The sequence below is a fragment of the Bariatricus sp. HCP28S3_A7 genome (assembly GCF_052066375.1).
Lineage (GTDB): Bacteria > Bacillota > Clostridia > Lachnospirales > Lachnospiraceae > Allocoprococcus.
This window is the reverse complement of the sequence record NZ_JBQHSG010000003.1, coordinates 81209-98430: the sequence shown is the minus strand read 5'-3', so window position 1 is coordinate 98430 and position 17222 is coordinate 81209. Positions and strand designations below refer to the sequence as shown.

General features: G+C 42.2%; 21 protein-coding genes. 1 reads left to right on the top strand and 20 read right to left on the bottom strand.

Going from position 1 to position 17222, the window contains the following annotated elements; translation table 11 throughout:
- Positions 1-6: 6 nt before the first annotated feature.
- Positions 7-486, top strand: coding sequence for an S-ribosylhomocysteine lyase (locus ACTNA4_RS03000; RefSeq protein ID WP_427806548.1), 480 nt, complete (start codon positions 7-9; stop codon positions 484-486).
- Here the strand turns inward: ACTNA4_RS03000 and ACTNA4_RS02995 are convergent.
- From ACTNA4_RS02995 to ACTNA4_RS02900, 20 genes are all read right to left on the bottom strand, one after another.
- Positions 474-1034 carry a 5-formyltetrahydrofolate cyclo-ligase gene (locus ACTNA4_RS02995; protein ID WP_441028474.1) on the bottom strand — a complete coding sequence of 187 codons (561 nt, stop codon included), beginning with the start codon at positions 1032-1034 and terminating at the stop codon, positions 474-476. The genes ACTNA4_RS03000 and ACTNA4_RS02995 overlap by 13 nt on opposite strands.
- Positions 1012-1233 (bottom strand): DUF896 domain-containing protein, encoded by a 222-nt coding sequence (locus ACTNA4_RS02990; RefSeq protein WP_427806546.1) that lies wholly within the window; start codon positions 1231-1233, stop codon positions 1012-1014. Before ACTNA4_RS02990 ends, ACTNA4_RS02995 begins: the two co-directional genes overlap by 23 nt.
- A gap of 46 nt (positions 1234-1279) precedes the next feature.
- On the bottom strand, positions 1280-1654 hold the full coding sequence (locus tag ACTNA4_RS02985) for a hypothetical protein (RefSeq protein ID WP_441028472.1): 375 nt from the start codon (positions 1652-1654) through the stop codon (positions 1280-1282).
- Between the two features lie 55 nt (positions 1655-1709).
- Complete coding sequence (locus tag ACTNA4_RS02980; RefSeq protein WP_441028470.1) at positions 1710-3377, bottom strand: putative polysaccharide biosynthesis protein; 1668 nt, start codon at positions 3375-3377, stop codon at positions 1710-1712.
- 28 nt (positions 3378-3405) lie between these two features.
- Positions 3406-3900 carry an rRNA maturation RNase YbeY gene (gene ybeY, locus ACTNA4_RS02975; protein WP_427806542.1) on the bottom strand — a complete coding sequence of 165 codons (495 nt, stop codon included), beginning with the start codon at positions 3898-3900 and terminating at the stop codon, positions 3406-3408.
- Positions 3897-4904, bottom strand: a complete 1008-nt coding sequence (locus ACTNA4_RS02970; RefSeq protein WP_427819822.1) for a PhoH family protein — start codon at positions 4902-4904, stop codon at positions 3897-3899. The genes ybeY and ACTNA4_RS02970 overlap by 4 nt, the downstream gene beginning before the upstream one ends.
- Before the next feature lie 3 nt (positions 4905-4907).
- Entirely contained in the window at positions 4908-6173 is a 1266-nt protein-coding gene (locus ACTNA4_RS02965) for a sporulation protein YqfD (protein ID WP_441028468.1), read from the bottom strand.
- A 20-nt stretch (positions 6174-6193) separates the two neighbouring features.
- Positions 6194-6481 carry a sporulation protein YqfC gene (yqfC, locus tag ACTNA4_RS02960; protein ID WP_427806537.1) on the bottom strand — a complete coding sequence of 96 codons (288 nt, stop codon included), beginning with the start codon at positions 6479-6481 and terminating at the stop codon, positions 6194-6196.
- 61 nt (positions 6482-6542) lie between these two features.
- Positions 6543-7298 (bottom strand): hypothetical protein, encoded by a 756-nt coding sequence (locus ACTNA4_RS02955; RefSeq protein ID WP_441028466.1) that lies wholly within the window; start codon positions 7296-7298, stop codon positions 6543-6545.
- A gap of 5 nt (positions 7299-7303) precedes the next feature.
- Entirely contained in the window at positions 7304-8104 is an 801-nt protein-coding gene (locus ACTNA4_RS02950; RefSeq protein ID WP_441028464.1) for an NYN domain-containing protein, read from the bottom strand.
- A 308-nt stretch (positions 8105-8412) separates the two neighbouring features.
- Positions 8413-8961, bottom strand: a complete 549-nt coding sequence (locus ACTNA4_RS02945) for a biotin transporter BioY (RefSeq protein ID WP_427806534.1) — start codon at positions 8959-8961, stop codon at positions 8413-8415.
- Between the two features lie 102 nt (positions 8962-9063).
- Positions 9064-9834, bottom strand: coding sequence for a peroxide stress protein YaaA (yaaA, locus tag ACTNA4_RS02940; protein WP_441028462.1), 771 nt, complete (start codon positions 9832-9834; stop codon positions 9064-9066).
- Between the two features lie 119 nt (positions 9835-9953).
- Entirely contained in the window at positions 9954-10985 is a 1032-nt protein-coding gene (locus ACTNA4_RS02935) for a dihydrodipicolinate reductase (RefSeq protein ID WP_427819817.1), read from the bottom strand.
- A gap of 113 nt (positions 10986-11098) precedes the next feature.
- Positions 11099-11941 (bottom strand): MerR family transcriptional regulator, encoded by an 843-nt coding sequence (locus ACTNA4_RS02930; protein WP_441028460.1) that lies wholly within the window; start codon positions 11939-11941, stop codon positions 11099-11101.
- A 101-nt stretch (positions 11942-12042) separates the two neighbouring features.
- On the bottom strand, positions 12043-12846 hold the full coding sequence (locus ACTNA4_RS02925) for an energy-coupling factor transporter transmembrane component T family protein (protein WP_427806532.1): 804 nt from the start codon (positions 12844-12846) through the stop codon (positions 12043-12045).
- Entirely contained in the window at positions 12843-13706 is an 864-nt protein-coding gene (locus tag ACTNA4_RS02920; RefSeq protein WP_441028458.1) for an energy-coupling factor transporter ATPase, read from the bottom strand. Before ACTNA4_RS02920 ends, ACTNA4_RS02925 begins: the two co-directional genes overlap by 4 nt.
- Positions 13703-14578 carry an energy-coupling factor transporter ATPase gene (locus ACTNA4_RS02915; RefSeq protein WP_427806614.1) on the bottom strand — a complete coding sequence of 292 codons (876 nt, stop codon included), beginning with the start codon at positions 14576-14578 and terminating at the stop codon, positions 13703-13705. The genes ACTNA4_RS02920 and ACTNA4_RS02915 overlap by 4 nt, the downstream gene beginning before the upstream one ends.
- Positions 14579-14581: 3 nt before the next feature.
- Positions 14582-15142 (bottom strand): CD3073 family putative ECF transporter S component, encoded by a 561-nt coding sequence (locus ACTNA4_RS02910; RefSeq protein ID WP_427806530.1) that lies wholly within the window; start codon positions 15140-15142, stop codon positions 14582-14584.
- 54 nt (positions 15143-15196) lie between these two features.
- Positions 15197-15769 (bottom strand): CD3072 family TudS-related putative desulfidase, encoded by a 573-nt coding sequence (locus tag ACTNA4_RS02905; RefSeq protein WP_427819814.1) that lies wholly within the window; start codon positions 15767-15769, stop codon positions 15197-15199.
- A 259-nt stretch (positions 15770-16028) separates the two neighbouring features.
- Entirely contained in the window at positions 16029-17126 is a 1098-nt protein-coding gene (locus tag ACTNA4_RS02900; RefSeq protein WP_427819813.1) for a glycerol dehydrogenase, read from the bottom strand.
- Positions 17127-17222: the final 96 nt, after the last annotated feature.

Genomic DNA, 17222 nt, shown 5'->3' with positions numbered 1-17222 from the left:
ATTATCATGAAGAAAATTACCAGTTTTACCATAGACCACCTCAGACTGATTCCGGGGCTCTACGTTTCCAGGAAAGATTTTGCCGGTGACTGCCCTGTGACCACCTTTGACATTCGTATGACCAATCCGAATGAAGAACCGGTTATGAATACGGCTGAAGTTCATACCATTGAACACTTAGGTGCCACCTTCCTTAGAAATCATGAAGTTTATGGAGATCGGACACTTTACTTCGGCCCGATGGGATGCAGGACCGGTTTTTACCTCCTTCTGACCGGCGATTACGAATCCGAAGATATCGTGCCACTGATGAAGGAAATGTTTACATTTATAGCAGAATATACCGGAGATATACCGGGTTCCTGTGCGAAGGACTGCGGAAATTATCTGGATATGAATCTCAGAATGGCAAATTATCTTGCCAGAAAATACCTCGATGAAGTTCTGAATGATATCACCGAAGAGAGACTGCATTATCCTGCATAAATATGAGATTCTGTCACGATACAGTCCGGTTTCAGATCAAACGGTTCTGCCGGAACCTGTTCCACGATTTGCAGGTCATATGCAGCAGCTATTTTATAAACTGAATCATATCCGGCGAAATACCGGTCGTAGTAACCGCCGCCGTAACCGATTCGGTTCCTGCTGCAGTCAAATGCGACTCCCGGCATAATAACAACTGTCCTGCTGTCATGTTCACGGATAACAGGGCAGTTCTTTTTCGGTTCCGAGATTCCCCATTTACCAGGGATCAGGTCCTTTTCCGACTGGATCCGGGCAAATACCATTTGTGAGCCGATGAGCCTGGGAGCAGCGACATGTTTTCCCATTTTCTGCGCTTTTTCCCAGATCAGACCGGTCTCCACCTCATGATTAAAATCAAGATAAAGAAGGATGATCTCTGCCTGTACAAATTGCTCACAGGAAACAATTTTCCGGCAGATTGCTCTACTCTTATCCGCTACTTCATCTTTAGAAAGTGCGGATCTTCTTTTCAAAATTTCTGCCCTAATTTGCTTTTTTGTTTCCATACTTTTCTCCGAGGTTTGTGATTGTTCCATCCTTTTCCTGAATCGAAATATTATTCAGCTGCCCCCGGAGGCTCATTTTAAATGCTTCAATATATTCACGGCGCAGAATCTGCTGTTCTTTTTTTTCTTTTTCCGTCAATCCTTCTGCTTTTGATTTATGATACAGCTCGTTAATACGGGCAATTTTTTTTTCATCCATTTTCTTTTGTTCCTTTCTGTTATGTCATCCGGAGGTCCGGCGAACTTTAGCTGGAATAATTTTCCAGAAATCCATAGAGTTTTTCCGTTCCTTCGATGATCATTCCATTTTTGATTTCATTCTGATACGTATCGGGCAGATCAGAAATCAAAATATTTGTATATTCATAAACCGTTGTTCTATCGTTCATATAGACGACAACGTAACCGTTCAAATCTTTCAGATAGTACAGTTCATCTTTCTGAGCATCTCCCTGTGTACTTACCGTTTTTTCCTGACTGATACTGTTTTCAGTCTGCTCTTTTTCCCCTTCTTCCACAAGTTCCTGAGAATATCGATATTCTGCCCGATATCCGTAAGTGACCACAGCCATAATAACTAAAGCGATTGTGAAAAGGCCAATACCATATTTTTTCCCCATAAGGACAACTCCTTTTTGTATACAGTATCAACCATTTTCACAGAATTATACAATCTTAGTATGCACTGTCGTTCAATAAATGAAGTTTACGGCAAATGCTGATCAGTGTTGCGCCTTTCGGCATGGATAAAAGTTCATCTTCCGTAAGTCCTCCCATTTTCAGCAGGCACACGGCATAGACAATCACAGCCGTGAACAGTGCAACTAACGTCGCAAATCTTCCGCCAACAAAAATATCGAGTACCAGGTGTGCGAGGTATGCCGCGATTCCCATGATACCGGCTGCGATTCCCGGAATCACAAAGGTTCGCTGGCGTTCCTGAACATATCCGCATGCTTCACGGATATCATGCGAATTCATGATACACATGCTAAGTGAGAAAACGATCTTGCTTACAATCACTGCATAAAGTCCCCACTTAAATACGACCATCATGATAAACAGGGAGACCAGATGAAGGATCAAAGACACCGTTGCATTCTTCACCGGTTTCATCATTCGGTTCAGTCCCTGAAGTACGGCATTTGTAATGGTGGAAAGTGAATAGAAAATCAGCGAGATCGCACCGATCTTCCAGATCATGTTCTGCATCGAATTATCCACGCTCGGCCAGATGAAATTCATGATCGGTTCTCCGAGTACAAAGAATCCAACCGCACTTGGGATTGCAATCAGCATCGTATATCTGGCCGCCATATAAATCCGGTTATGTACCAGTTTGCGCTCATGGCTCTCATACGCACGGACCAGCCCCGGAATCATGGAAGATCCAAGCGCATTTGCGACGGCAAGAGGAACATTGAATAAAGTATAATACTGACCTAATTTACCAAGTAAGGTAACACATTCTTTTTCCGAAAATCCCTGCGCTGTCATAATCTTGTTGAACATGGCACTGTCAACGACATTACTTAAATTATATACGGTCGTACTCAAGATGACAGGTGCGATCGTAAGAAGCAACAACTTGAAGATCGTCTTATAATCCTCAGTGTGCTTTGATCGGTCCATGCGAAGCTGTTTCTTCTGAATAGACTTATAAGCACAATAACTGAATCCCAGAAATACAAGGCCCATCAGAGCACCTGCCACGGTACCAAGGGTACCGCCTGCCGAAGAATATGCAGCCGCCAGAAGTTCGTTGCCCTGGGTCTTTGCTACACTTTCTCCATACTTCAAAAGCATCGAAGCACCGACAACGCTGACTACCGCATTCACGATCTGCTCGAGTATCTGGGAAAGTGCAGTCGGAATCATGGTTCCGAGTCCCTGAAAATATCCTCGCAGTACACCCATGATCGATACGATCAGAAGTCCGGGTGCCAGTACCTTAAGTGCATAGGAACTGAGCTTCGCCCCCATAATATTTGTTGCAATCGTATCTGCCCCTAATAGTACGACCAGTGTGATCAATCCTCCTGCCACAAAGGCAAAAAGCATAGCTGCCTTGAAAACACGATATGCATTTTTTCTTTCTCCTTTTGCCATTCTGGCAGAAACCAGCTTGGAAACAGCGAGCGGTAAGCTGTAGGATGATATTGTAAGAGCAATTGTGTAGACCTGGAAAGCGATATCGTAATATCCCTGTCCATCGAGCCCCATAAAATTCAGCATCGGGATCCGGTATATGAAACCTATGATTTTTGTGATGATACCTGCCGATGCAAGGATGATTCCTTGTGCAAGAAATCCTCCGCCTTTCGATTGTTTCTTTTTTGCCATATAGCACCTCATTTATCTCATTTCCAGATTATCGGGTTATTCCCAGTCCGTCGAGAATTTCCCGCTGTTTCTTCTCCATCACCGCACGTTCCTCTTCTTCCATGTGATCGTACCCCAGTAAATGAAGCATACTGTGCGCGATAAGAAATGCATATTCCCGCTCGACTGTATGTCCGTATTCTTCTGCCTGCTCGACCACTTTCTGTTTGGAAATGACAATGTTTCCAAGCATCAGTTCTCCGGTGTCCGGATCAAAACAACTCTCATCTTCTTCCAGAAATGCAAAATCCGCGGGAGACTCATATGCGATCATCGGGAAAGAGAGTACGTCTGTTGCACGGTCTATATCCCGGAATTCCCGGTTCATCTCACGGATTTCTTCATCCATGGTCAAAAGGAGCTCCACTTCGGATTCATACGGACACTGTTCATAATCCAGGACGGCATCCCCGACTCTTTGGGCGACTTCCTGATAATTGAGATCCAATTCCAGATCTCCTTCATTTTCTAAATAAATTCTCATCTTTCGTACCGTTTCCTTCTGTCCTTGCTTCTCTTTTTCTTAAGTTCCGTTTTCTGTTCATAATCTTCATATGCTTTGACGATCTTCTGTACCAGAGGATGCCGAACAACGTCTCGGCTGGTCAACTGACAGATGGAAATTCCATCGATATTCTTTACTACGTTGATTGCCACATCCAGACCGGATGTCTGACCGGATGGAAGATCTTTCTGTGTCGAATCACCGGTAATCACCACTTTGGAGCCAAAACCGATTCGTGTGAGGAACATTTTCATCTGAGCCGGAGTTGTATTCTGTGCCTCATCCAGAATAATAAACGCATTATCCAGTGTTCTTCCACGCATGTAGGCAAGCGGTGCAACTTCGATCAAGCCTTTCTCCGAATTCTTCTGAAAACTCTCCGCACCCATGATCTGGTACAATGCGTCATAAAGTGGACGCAGGTAGGGATCGATCTTACTCTGCAGATCTCCCGGAAGGAAGCCAAGCTTCTCACCAGCTTCGATTGCAGGCCGCGTCAGAATGATCCTGCCCACTTCATTCTGCTTAAATGCGGTGATTGCCATTGCCATCGCAAGATAAGTCTTTCCTGTTCCTGCAGGGCCCAGACCAAAGGTAATCATATCTTCCCGAATGGCATCTACATATTTCTTCTGTCCAAGCGTTTTCGGTTTGATCGGCTTACCCTGAAGTGTATAACAGATCAGATCTTTGTCAATCTCCAGGACACTTTCGGTGCTGTCATCCATTGTCAGTGATAGGGTATAGTCTACATTCTGTTCCTGTATAACATTCCCGCGGCGAGACAATTCTGTAAGCTGGGTAAGTGTCCTCTCTGCACGTTCTACATTACGCTCATCACCAAGAATCTTCACTTTTCCGTCTCGTGCGATTAACGTCACATGTAATGTACGTTCTATCTTTTTGGCAAAAACATCGAACTGTCCGAAGACATTCCGTTCGTGTTCTGCCGGTATCTCGATTTCAGTCTCAAGAATTCCCATATCTCAATTTCCTTCCTGTTGCGTATCTTTAGCATCACTTGATGGCAGCTCCTTTTTTGCAGTCAGGTGTTTCGAGCCAATTGTTTCTGCAAGTGTCAGAGTACCCCTGGCAGATGCACGCGCAGTATCACTGTATATTTTAACATTATTCTCCAAAATTTGAACCCCTTTTTTCTCTAAATTAAGACAGAATTTTTGAAAATCAGCAGACAATTTTTCCTGATACTCTTTTTCCTGATGTTTTTTATTGAGCGGCTGATATTCCTCGATCACATCCATGCCCAAAGTGACAGGAAGCCAGAAATGTTCACCAATACAAAAACGCTTCTCAAGTGTAGTATATGTTTTGTGTGCAAATTCATTCTTTCCGGTTCCCAGTTTGAATAAATGCTGATCCGTTTCTATCCAACATACATATTTCTTATTTCCTGTCCATTTTTTTATCTCATAAGTGATCGGCAGACTGTCTTCATAGGAATATACTGTTTGCGCAGTAATATCAGCATCAGCCTGATGGTACTGATATCCAATGACTTCTTTTGCATCATTAAGAATTTCAACTGTACCACTCACAAGGATATCTCCTTTTTGTACCGAATCTCCCTCGTGAACCATTGGAACACCTTCCCGCGTTATGATTTCAAGAATGATTCCGTCCTTTTCCGCAATAATATCTGCCGGCTGTCCATTTGCACGATCCAGCCCAGAGTCTTCTGTTTCCTCCATGACCCGGTCTGTATTTTCTTTCACACGGATCATGAGACGTGTTCCGGTTACATATGCCGACGCCCAGATTACATTATCGTATTCCTTCCGGATATCCCTAACGATCTGGTCACAGTCTACTTTCGATTTTAACATTCCATGGTAGATTCCTTCTGATTCCAAAAATTCCAGCATGGTCTCGTCTGTCCGCGAAAGATTCCCGTCGATATGGATATTCCATACAAAAAGCGACATGACATAAACAAAGATAATACAGAAGAAGATTCCACCGAAAAACAGCTTCCGCTTTCGGTATTTGTGTAAAAAAAAAGGAAAGCCTGCCCGCTCCATGATCACAACCTTCGTTCTCGTTTTGCGTATAACAGGCTTTAATTCGCGAAATCCACGGACACTGATATTCATTTCGTATGCGTGTCCGCACGGTTTTAAATTCCATAGATAGATTCCATGATAACTGCAGAGATTGATGAAACGCTCCGGCGAATATCCTTCCACCCTGATTCTGAGATATCCGGAAATATATTGTAAAACGGCAATCAGCATACACTTTTCAGCCCTTTCTGCTATAGATACTCAACCTTCTCCACTCGTCCCGTGATTTTCATCTCGTCATTTGTGTAATAAGCAATCTGAAGATTTTTTCCGGTGATCCTAATCTGTCCGCATTTACTCTTTATGCGGATCAGGATATCTGTATACTCCAGAATCCCGCGATAATTCTCAACGTTTACTTCCAACTGCCCTGTCATGGTCACTATGGGGACACCAAGCATAACATCTTTCGGCATATTTGCCGCATCCGCAATTCGATATCCCAGCATTTTCCCATTCTGGTCTGATTCCCGTCTCATAGTTCTGCCATTAACCATTTTGTTGTAAATATATGTTGGTCACTGGCTTTATATATCTGCTTTATTTGAAGTTTTTGAATTTTTCCGGCAGCATTTTTCCTGCTGATGTATGAATTTCAATATATCCCATCTCAGATGCGATGAACCGTACACAATGTTCGCTGTCTTCTGCGGGCTGTACCGGACTTCCTATCGTAATCGTATTCTTTTTCACATTCGTCGAAAATGCATACTCACTTCCAGGTCCAAGCATACAGATCGGATTCCCGTTAAGGAAAAACGAATCCTGACATCCCTCATATCCTCCCTTTTCTGAAATGATATGAATTGTCGCCGGCATTTCCAGACAGTCGGCATCATTGACCGGGTTTTGTTTTACAGCTTCATTCTGCTGCTGGGCATCCCATGGATTCTGCGCCTGATTCCACTGGTTCTGCGCCTGATCCTGGTCGTTTGGCTCTCTGTTTAAACGATAGCCCTGGTTATTCTGAGAAGGATTCCATTGGCTCTGTACCTGATTCCACGGATTGGATGTCTGTGACGTCTGATCCACTTTCGGAGAATTCTTCGCTGCCACATAAGACATGTATCCTCCGATCACTGCTCCGATACAGCCTAAAATAAACGCACCTGTGAAAGGATCATCATTCGGGAACAACAAAGCCATGAGGATCGCCCCTGCGAAGCATCCGGTAAATTCCATTCCGAACCATAGCGCAAGTGTCATAATACGATATTTTCTCGGGCTCTGCCCATTTGCTGCGGCATTCTTACCATTTACACGCCACAGCCATATTAAACAAACAATCTCTAACATATGAATCACTCCTTTTCTTTTCCATTCTTCTGCTTCTCTGTTTTGATTCTGCAGCAGATCTGTTTTTGACCATTTTCTAAAGGTAATTTCTTAACTTCATAATCCCCAAGAGAACGAATAAATGGTGTGAGCTTGGAAAATCCATAATTACGTACATCAAAATCCGGCATCCTCTTGGAAAGCTGATCTCCTAATTTCCCGGTATAAATCCACCCTTCATCATCAGAAAACTTATCGATGATTGCATTGATCGTTCTTCGTACCCGCTTTAAGTCTTTCTTCTTTCGTTTGCTCTGTGAAGATTTCTGATGAACTTTCTCAGTACTCTTCGCGTCGTCTGCCTTTTCACACATTTCCTCTTCCTGCTGGCTGGCACAGATCAGATCCAGATACTTGAATTGATTGCATGCCGAAATGAAAGGCTGAGGTGTTTTCTCCTCTCCCATTCCGATCACCTGCATACCAGACTCTCTCAGTCTCGAAGCAAGACGGGTGAAATCACTGTCTGACGATACAATACAGAACCCGTCTACATTTCCGGAATACAGAATATCCATCGCATCGATGATCATCGCCGAATCGGTCGAATTCTTGCCGGTAGTATAGCTGTACTGCTGCATCGGTATGATTGAATTCTCCAGAAGTACATTCTTCCATGATGCAAGCCTCGGGCTCGTCCAGTCTCCATAAATTCTCTTATATGTGGCGATACCGCTGTTCGCTGTCTCGTCCAGTATCGTCTTAATATATTTATCTGAAATATTATCCGCATCAATAAGGATTGCGAATCTAAGTTCACTGTCCATCCTGTTATAACCTGCCTTATTCATTTTTTATACTGACATTATTCTATCATTTTCTTTTACCATAGTCACATAAAATCTCTATAAATTTTTATATATAAGAAAAAGAGACATGATTCTATTCCAAAATCATGTCCCCGGCTTAATTTATGATTCTATCTTTCGACATTTTTTCCCACAAGAATTCTACGGCATGCACTGACCGGATACCAGCTGCACCCCTCACAGATGTCCTCCAGCATTTCCGGTGTCATTTTCCTCGTTGTACCCTTTCCCGCTATATGCCTGCGTGCATAATAAATGATGCGGTCTTAATTCCATTGTAATGCCGCTCCCAGTCTTTTATGAATCTGAAGTCCAAGCACAGATGCAAGAACCGCCTTAATAATCGCCGTAGGAATAAACGGAAGAACACAGGCTGAAATTCCTGTCCATACCGGCGCTTTCGCAATGATACAGAACACGATAACGCCAACAACATAATTGGAAACCGTTCCAAGAATCAGCATCAACGTAAACATTCCTTTTTTATCTTTGTGTTCCACTCCGATTCCGATAATAAATGCCATGATTGGGAAGGAAATGATGAATCCGCCTGTCGGTCCGATCAAATTCTGGATTCCACCACTGAATCCCGCAAATACCGGAATTCCCACTGCTCCCATCAGTACATAGACCAGAATGGAAAGTGCACCTTTTTTAGATCCAAGGATGACAGCGGCAAGTGTAATCGCAAAGGTCTGCATCGTCATCGGAACCCCCATCGGCATCGGAATCGAAATCTGTGCCATAACCGCCGTCAGCGCCGCCATGATTGCAATACTGCATATATCCTGAACTGATAATTTTGATTTTTGCATATCAATATGCCTCCATTTCTTTTTGTATGTTCACAGTATATACAAACGCGGGCTGATTGTCAACCTACAATTCTATAAAAGTTAACAATTGCAGAGCGTTAACTAAACTTGAATAAACATCATTTCTTTTTCTGAAGAATGTTCTTCACTATACCGGAACCCCATACCAGAAAATTGCTTCACGACATTCAGATCCTGTGCATGTTCATTCGCGAGAAAAGCGACCATCTGACCTCTTGCCATCTTCGCTTTCGTTCCTTTGGTGATCAATTTATCACCGGAATACTCTGCAAATATGCATGTGGCAAATCGGATATTTGCTTCAACAAACGGTTCCACAGCCTGACTGTATTCTTTTGATGCAAGATTCAGGATGATCGGTTCTATTCCCTCTGATACATCCTCTCTCACTTCATCCGCAATTCTCCGGTAAAGACTGTCTCCCCAGAAATCATATAAATCCTTAGCTCCGTCAATTCCAACTCTTGTCTGCATTTCCAGACGATAGGGGACGACACCGTCAGTTGCATTCAATATTCCATAAAACCCACTTAGAATTTTCAGATTCTTCTTTACATACTCCCACTGCCCGTCCGTAAAGACCTGCGGCGCCATGTTGTTGAATGCAAGTCCATTATACGAAAGGACAGCCGGTGTCAGGCCTTTTCTAAGATCCATATTCTGGTAACGCTGGAAATTCTCTTCCGTAATCTTGTCATTTGCGCGGAAGAGCTTCTTCAATTCTGCCCGGTCAAACTGTTTCATCTGACGGAGAATTCGTTCCGTGCGGTCTAGCATCACAGGGAGTGAGGTGGCTGCCATAAAATCGTGATTCTCTTTCATCTGTTTTGCAGGGGAAATGATAATCTTCATTGGTATGTATACCTGCCTTTATCTTTATCTTTCTTTTGCATTGTAACAGAATTTTGCAAAAAAATCACCACCATTTCCAAGTATAAGCTCTGATATGGTGGTGATTTTTCATTTATGGTTTATTTGTTCAAATAGAATTCCATCGGATAAGTAGGATATGCAATCTCCTCCAGCTGATCCATTGTTACCAGTCCGGACGGTGCACGTAATACAGACGGAATACGATTTACAATTGTTGCACAGGTGTGTTCAACGGTTGCCGGTTTCACAACATGAAATTCTGTATCCGGTTCGCCGGTAATCTTCCAGTCACACATATCTCCATCATCCGGTCCATAGACTTTACCAATGCACTGGGTTTCGATGACCGGTCCCTGGAATGTCTCGGTTGTTACAACTGCAGCCATTCCAATACAGTTTCCTTTCGGAATGGTATCACCCAGCGTAGATGAATACAGATCACTGTCATGGAAATACGGAACGCATTTCTGTGTCTGGCTCTTGATCGTCCATCCCATCTTGGAAGCGAGGGCTTCGTTTGAATTCCATACGTAAGAAGGTTCGATTTCTTCCGGATGAGCGATCTGCTTTTCAAATTCTTCCGGAGTCAGTCCTACTCCATGCGCTTTTGCAAGTGCAAGTCCGTAATCTTCTACATTATAACTTACAGCACCTTCAATTTTCTCAATCTTATGACATCCTCCGGCAACCATGCCTACCATATTTACCCAGAAAATATCTTCCATACCACTTCCTACAAATGTACATCCGTGTTCTTTTGCTGTTACATCAAGAAGATTTGCACGAACCGGATCAGTCGTCCAACAATAAGTAGCTTCCTCACAGGTGGAAATGACACTAATTCCTCTTTCCAGACACTTCATATAATGCGGGAAGCAGTCACTCACCAGACTGAACAAAGTCACAACCGCAATATCCGGATCCGTATTATCGAGCACTTCGTCTGCTTTATCACTGATCAAAACTCCTGTTTTGATTCCAAGTCCTGCATAATCGCCTACGTCCATTCCTACAATAGCCGGATTCGTGTCAATGGCACCTACGATCTGACAGCCTGTTTCGTAAAGATAACGAAGCGTGTATTTACTCATCTTACCACAACCATACTGAACAACTTTAATTTTTTCCATAAGAAAAACCTCCTTTGATTGTTCATCACTTATTAACTTACTTACATGATATCGTCTCATGTAAGGTGAGAGTCAAGGAGGCTTCTAAAATTATTTTATTAATTATTTTTGTACTATTTTGAGAAACTTACAGGAACCTGCAGGCGCAGATACATGGACCTTTTTTCACAATCAAAAACGTTAAACTCTGTAAGCACTTCACAAATATAATCACCTGTAATTTCAAACTGCTCATCTTTACAATGTCTAAGCAGCAGCTCGGCATACTCTTTTTCTGAATCAAACTCATCCAGATAAATGCAGGTATACATATTGTTTTCTATCACTTCTGTCTGATGAATCAATGGAAAATGCTCATCTACAAATACAAAAATCTTATTGGAAATATATTGCTTCCGGATGAAATCTTCTTTTTTCATAAGAGTACCGGCATTGCAATAATAAACCGGCGGGACGTCATGATCGATCAGTTTATGTTTTAATTGCTTGAGAATTTTTTCATATGTATCGATATCATGATCATAGAAATTTACATCCGTATCCATCGAATAGATCCGCCTGGCCGGTATATATTCCAATGTGATCGTTCCCCTGCTTGGAGATTTGCTGTATCTTTCAATACTGCCGATGGCTCGATCGATTGCATCTCGCTGGATTTTCAAATGTTCGATATCCTGTATGGTCTGTTCTCTTTTCCTGATAAGAACCGATTCAATCTTACGCAAATCTTCCGAATCTAGGACTTCCCGGATTTCCTTTAATTCCATCCCCAGTTCTTTCATATACTGAATCATGTCAAAGCGGGCGTTTTGTTTGATATCATAGTATCGGTAATGGGTTTCTGGATCGGTATAGTATGGTTTTAATAGTCCAAGCGAATCATATAATCGGAGTGTCGGGACTGTTGTGTTATTAATGTGGGCCATTTCTCCAATACTAAGATAATTTTCTCTCATAATACAGATGCTCCTTCAAACAAAATACACCGTGTTTTACTGCCTCTAACTCTCATCTTACTACAGAGTTTCAAGATCGTCCAATTGGAATCATTACTCGATCAGACGTGACAGATTCGTAAGCTGGTCATCAGAACAGCAAAGAAGAACAAAACAACATATGCAATCCTGTCCCGCTTTTGATACACCAACGGGTACATTTTAGAAGTTGGCTTATCTCCGGAATATCCTCTTGCTTCCATCGCCATCGCAAGATCAGATGATCTTCTTACTGTTGACATGAATAATGGCATCAGAAGCGTCAGCACATTTTTACACTTTTTCAAAACAGAGCATTTTTCAAATTCTACACCCCGGGCCGCCTGAGCATCCATAAGAACGTTGATCTCTTCCAGAAGAATCGGAATAAAGCGAAACGCAATCATGACGATCACCGTCATGTCATGCACCGGTATATGAAACTTCTCCAATCCAGAAAGTGCTTTTTCCAGTCCATCTGCCATCTCCTTTGGTGTTGTTGTATAGGATAACAAAGATGCACCCAGAATCATTAATGCGATTCTGGAGGTAAGGCTGATGGCTTTTATGATTCCTTCTTCCGTGATTTGAAAAATCCAGAACTTTGCTACTACATTCCCTGGTGTACAAATCAGGCGAAAGCAGAACGTAAAAATCAGCAGAATTATTATCCCCTTCAGTCCTTTCAGCATAAATGAAAGCGGAACCTTTGAAACGTGATATAATACGAAAACAATTCCAAGATATACCAGGTACAGAAGGGGGTTTTTCACCAGAAAAAGAGTAAGCACATAAACCAGTACCCCCATCAATTTTGTACGGGGATCCATGTTATGGACAACCGAGGTATTTGCATAATACTGTCCGATCGTAATATCTCGTATCATCTGCGCTCTCCTTTCCTTTTTTGAAGCACTTCGAGAATCATTTTTTCAGCCTCATCCACAGTAATAGCCGCATGTTCAATCGCAAAACCGGACAGACGAAGTTTCTCTGTAACATCTGTGATCTGAGGTACACCGATTCCAATGCTTTTCAGATAATCAATCTGGTTGAAAATCTCTCTGACCGTTCCTTGTCTTACAAGCCTGTGATCATGAAGCACAAGCACTCTATCCGCATATTCTGCCACATCCTCCATATGATGAGACACAAGAACAACTGCAATCTGCCGCTCCTTTTTGATTCTTTCTACCAGCTGGTAAATACTCCTGCGGGTCCCCGGATCCAGTCCGGCAGCAGGCTCATCCATAACAAGAATCTTCGGGTTCATCGCAAGAACACCTGCAATGGCGACACAGCGCTTCTGTCCTCCGGATAATTCAAGAGGACTTACATAGTAATAGTCCGAATCAATTCCGACCAGTTCCAGACTCTCTTTTGCCGATTTTTCCGCATCTTCGTGCGACAATCCCATATTCAGCGGGCCGAAACTGACATCCGCAAGCACCGTGTTTTTAAAAAGCTGTTGTTCGGGATATTGAAAAACAAGACCAACCTCTTTCCTCAATTTAGATAATACATATTTTTTATCGTAAATACTTTGTCCATGAAACAGAATATCTCCAGAATCAGCTTTCAAAAGTCCATTCAAATGTTTGATCAGTGTTGTTTTCCCAGATCCTGAAGAGCCAATCAGGCCAATCAATTCTCCTTCTCTGATTTCAAACGAAATATCATCCAGAACCTTGCATTCATTTACAGTCTTCTTCCCATATGTAAAAGTGAGATTTCTTACTTCCATCATTTTCGGATTCCCCCTTCCATATGGTTCTTTATTTTCATCATCTGTTCCAAAAACTGTTCCTCCGTCAGAACCGGAAGTTCCAGGGGAACACCGTCCTGATAGAGTCTTTGCGCAAGTTCCGTCACCTGTGGCACATCCATTTTTACGCTTCGAAGCAGCTCCAGATCCTGAAAAATCTCTGTTGGAGTTCCCTTTTTTATAATGTGTCCCTTGTCCATCACAATAATCTGATCTGCATCTACTACCTCATCCGTATGATGGGTGATCAGGATCACGGTTATTCCTTTTTGTTTATTTAATTCATGTACCACTTGTAAAACTTCTTTTCTGGATTTCGGATCAAGCATGGCTGTCGGTTCATCTAGAACAATACATTTTGGCAGACCTGCCAGAACACCGGCAATGGCAACCCGCTGCTTCTGCCCTCCCGACAACCGGAAAGGAGAGGCTTTTCTCTTTTCAAGAAGTCCGACTTCTTTCAGACTGGTTGTCACTCTTTTCTGGATCTCATTCGGTTCCAGATTCTTATTTTCCGGCCCAAACGCCACATCTTCTTCCACACTGGTTCCGATGATCTGGTTGTCCGGATTCTGAAAAACCATACCGACTTTTTCTCTAATTTCCCATAAAGCTGCTCTGTCCTCCGTTTTCTTTCCATCGATCCAGACCGTTCCTTCATCCGGTAACAGAAGCACATTCAGATGTTTGGCAAGCGTCGATTTACCGGAACCATTTGCACCTAATATTGCCACAAATTGACCGGATGGGATATCTAATGATATCCCATCCAATACTGTCTTTTTGCTTTTTTCGGTTTCGGACTCCCATACTGTATATTTGTGTATTAAGTCTTTTATCTTAATCATTCTTATTCCTTACTGCTCTTTTTTGAAATTATCCAGGAATCGCGCCGGCATTGCCTTAATCAGTGCCCAGCCGATAATACAGGTTCCAACCTTATCGATCAGGTTAGAAGCGATATTTCTCAGGAATGATGCCTGGAAAATACTCTTTCCTCCCTGTACTAATGCTGTAACTAGCATATCTGATACAGAACCGTTCAGACCACCATATACATAAATACCGATCGGTGTTCCGATTGCAGGACAGATCACACTTAATGCAAGACCTGTTACAATTGCCGGGATAATAGACCATGTGAACTTCTTGGCAACAAGACCAACGACCAGACCTACCGCCATATTTACAAGGAAGAACGGAATATCTGTAACACTGTACATAAGTCCTGTAATAATATTGCTTAATGATCCCACGATCATACCCGGAACCGGTCCAAGAATCGCTGCAGAAAGAACCGTTCCCAAAGTATCAAGGTACAGCGGAATTCCAAGTGCTGCTGTAATGATACCGAGAACGATATTCATCGCCACACACACTCCGCAAAATGCTGTTACATACACTTTTCTGTTTTTCATAGTTGTTTCTCCTTCTTTCTCATCCTATAGATGTATGTTACTGTTCTGGTTTTTTCAACAATTCTTTTTGCTTGTTTCCTTACCAGAAACGGAGTCTAACAACTGAATTGTATCTTTCATATTGTAAATCGGTACCTGAAGTTCCCGTTCTTTTAATTCTTTTTCCAGAATTTCCATCAATACTCCCGGTTCCTTCACGCCTTTACAAGTACCCACCTTAACTGAAACTTCATCCATATTTCCGGATAATTCTCCGCCCCAGTTTCCCCTGCAGGTAAGACCATAACCGCAGCTTGGGCTTCCATCCACAGATACGATTCCCAGCACCTGGTACTCATCCGGATATCTTAGATATTCCTCCAGCTGCATGAGAACCGGTTCTAACATCTTGCGGCATTCTTTACGAAAATGCGGATGATCAAACTGATCTTTTACGTGTCCCCATCTTCTTGAGCCATACAGGATGAATTCCGGGCAGGGGAGCTGCAAAAGTTGAATATCGTCTTCCATTACCTTTGTCATCAAGGTACGTCTAAGTCTGTATTCCTCTTGAAGCTCTTTTTCATCCATTGCCACTTTGGACGCAGTATTCAGAATACAATGTGATACAATTAACAGTCTTTTCATGTTATACCTCCATCTGCTCTATGCTATCACGATTCCTATAAAGAGTCCAATTGGTATTAGTAATATACACTTCTAATTATAGATTATTTCTATTAATATTCAAAAAAAATATAAATCCATATAGTTATATTCACTTCATATAATGATATACTAAATTTAATAAGAAATGATAAACAGAAAAAGAGAAGGCACATCCCCAACATCTTTTCATAAAGACATGGAATGCGCTTCCTCTCTCTTCGTTAATATTACTTTTCAATTAATTCTTCTGCAATACCGCCCTTCCCAAAGAATCAGCCGTAACAATCGCATCATAAAGCTGTGCAGGAGTAACATCTGCTACCATATTATGGATGGATTCTCCTTCCACACAAGATTTTTCTGCAATTACTTTGATTTCTTCTTTGGTAGTCACTCCAATTTCTTCCAGCGTAACCGGAAGTCCTACTTCCCGGCAAAAATCCTGTACTTCTTTGAACTCTTCTTTTGAAGCACCTTCCAGGACAAGCTGTACCAACGTTCCAAAAGCAACACAATTACCATGCGGTGCACTGTGTCCTCCAAGTGCTGTTAGACCATTGTAAAATGAATGGGCTACTGCAAGTCCTCCGTTGTCAGCGCCCACACCTGACAAATATACATTCGCCTCAATAATTGCATCCAACGCAGGGGTTACTACCTGATTCTCACATGCATGTTTTGCTGCTGCTCCATATTCTTTCAATGTCTCATAACAAAGCTTGCAGAGCGCCATTGCAGATCTGGTAATTCCTCCAAATTCAAGACTTGGTGCATCTGTTCTTTCACATGCTCTTGCTTCAAAATAAGTACCAAGTGCATCCCCCATACCTGCAACCAGGAATTTCACAGGTGCTTTTGCAATTATATCACTATCTACAATGACAGCTTCCGGATTCTTTGGATAGAACAAATAACTGTTAAACGTTTCATCATCGTTATATATTACGGAAAGTCCTGTGCAAGGAGCATCCGTTGCTACCACGGTAGGAACAATCACAACAGGTAATTTTTCATAATATGCTGTAGCTTTTGCAGTATCGATTGCTGATCCTCCACCAACACCCACAACAACATTGATTCCATTCTCTTTTACGAGTTTACGCATTCTTTCAATCTCACCGGTACTGGAAATTCCACCGAAGATTTCATAAACGCGAAGATCCTCCGTTCCATCAAAACTCTTTTCAATTTTGTCATGGCACATCTTATGCCCACTTTTTGAACAGATAAATAACCATTTATCTCCCAGTTCTTTCATCTCTTCATGAAATTTGAAAAGAGCATCTCTTCCTTGCACATATTTCTGTGGTGTACGCATCATTCTAAGTCTTGCCATTACAAATGCCTCCTTGCTTGTTAATCTTTTAACATTCTCTATTATAGTCTCATTTTTTTAAATAACAAGGTGTAAAATGTACAAAAAAGAGGGAGA

What these genes read in the sequence shown, in the direction of transcription:
- ACTNA4_RS03000 (WP_427806548.1), top strand. Translation starts at nt 7, where the DNA reads ATGAAGAAAATTACCAGTTTTACCATAGACCACCTCAGACTGATTCCG.
- ACTNA4_RS02995 (WP_441028474.1), bottom strand. Translation starts at nt 1,034, where the DNA reads ATGGAAACAAAAAAGCAAATTAGGGCAGAAATTTTGAAAAGAAGATCC.
- ACTNA4_RS02990 (WP_427806546.1), bottom strand. Translation starts at nt 1,233, where the DNA reads ATGGATGAAAAAAAAATTGCCCGTATTAACGAGCTGTATCATAAATCA.
- ACTNA4_RS02985 (WP_441028472.1), bottom strand. Translation starts at nt 1,654, where the DNA reads ATGGGGAAAAAATATGGTATTGGCCTTTTCACAATCGCTTTAGTTATT.
- ACTNA4_RS02980 (WP_441028470.1), bottom strand. Translation starts at nt 3,377, where the DNA reads ATGGCAAAAAAGAAACAATCGAAAGGCGGAGGATTTCTTGCACAAGGA.
- ybeY (WP_427806542.1), bottom strand. Translation starts at nt 3,900, where the DNA reads ATGAGAATTTATTTAGAAAATGAAGGAGATCTGGAATTGGATCTCAAT.
- ACTNA4_RS02970 (WP_427819822.1), bottom strand. Translation starts at nt 4,904, where the DNA reads ATGGGAATTCTTGAGACTGAAATCGAGATACCGGCAGAACACGAACGG.
- ACTNA4_RS02965 (WP_441028468.1), bottom strand. Translation starts at nt 6,173, where the DNA reads ATGCTGATTGCCGTTTTACAATATATTTCCGGATATCTCAGAATCAGG.
- yqfC (WP_427806537.1), bottom strand. Translation starts at nt 6,481, where the DNA reads ATGAGACGGGAATCAGACCAGAATGGGAAAATGCTGGGATATCGAATT.
- ACTNA4_RS02955 (WP_441028466.1), bottom strand. Translation starts at nt 7,298, where the DNA reads ATGTTAGAGATTGTTTGTTTAATATGGCTGTGGCGTGTAAATGGTAAG.
- ACTNA4_RS02950 (WP_441028464.1), bottom strand. Translation starts at nt 8,104, where the DNA reads ATGGACAGTGAACTTAGATTCGCAATCCTTATTGATGCGGATAATATT.
- ACTNA4_RS02945 (WP_427806534.1), bottom strand. Translation starts at nt 8,961, where the DNA reads ATGCAAAAATCAAAATTATCAGTTCAGGATATATGCAGTATTGCAATC.
- yaaA (WP_441028462.1), bottom strand. Translation starts at nt 9,834, where the DNA reads ATGAAGATTATCATTTCCCCTGCAAAACAGATGAAAGAGAATCACGAT.
- ACTNA4_RS02935 (WP_427819817.1), bottom strand. Translation starts at nt 10,985, where the DNA reads ATGGAAAAAATTAAAGTTGTTCAGTATGGTTGTGGTAAGATGAGTAAA.
- ACTNA4_RS02930 (WP_441028460.1), bottom strand. Translation starts at nt 11,941, where the DNA reads ATGAGAGAAAATTATCTTAGTATTGGAGAAATGGCCCACATTAATAAC.
- ACTNA4_RS02925 (WP_427806532.1), bottom strand. Translation starts at nt 12,846, where the DNA reads ATGATACGAGATATTACGATCGGACAGTATTATGCAAATACCTCGGTT.
- ACTNA4_RS02920 (WP_441028458.1), bottom strand. Translation starts at nt 13,706, where the DNA reads ATGATGGAAGTAAGAAATCTCACTTTTACATATGGGAAGAAGACTGTA.
- ACTNA4_RS02910 (WP_427806530.1), bottom strand. Translation starts at nt 15,142, where the DNA reads ATGAAAAACAGAAAAGTGTATGTAACAGCATTTTGCGGAGTGTGTGTG.
- ACTNA4_RS02905 (WP_427819814.1), bottom strand. Translation starts at nt 15,769, where the DNA reads ATGAAAAGACTGTTAATTGTATCACATTGTATTCTGAATACTGCGTCC.
- ACTNA4_RS02900 (WP_427819813.1), bottom strand. Translation starts at nt 17,126, where the DNA reads ATGGCAAGACTTAGAATGATGCGTACACCACAGAAATATGTGCAAGGA.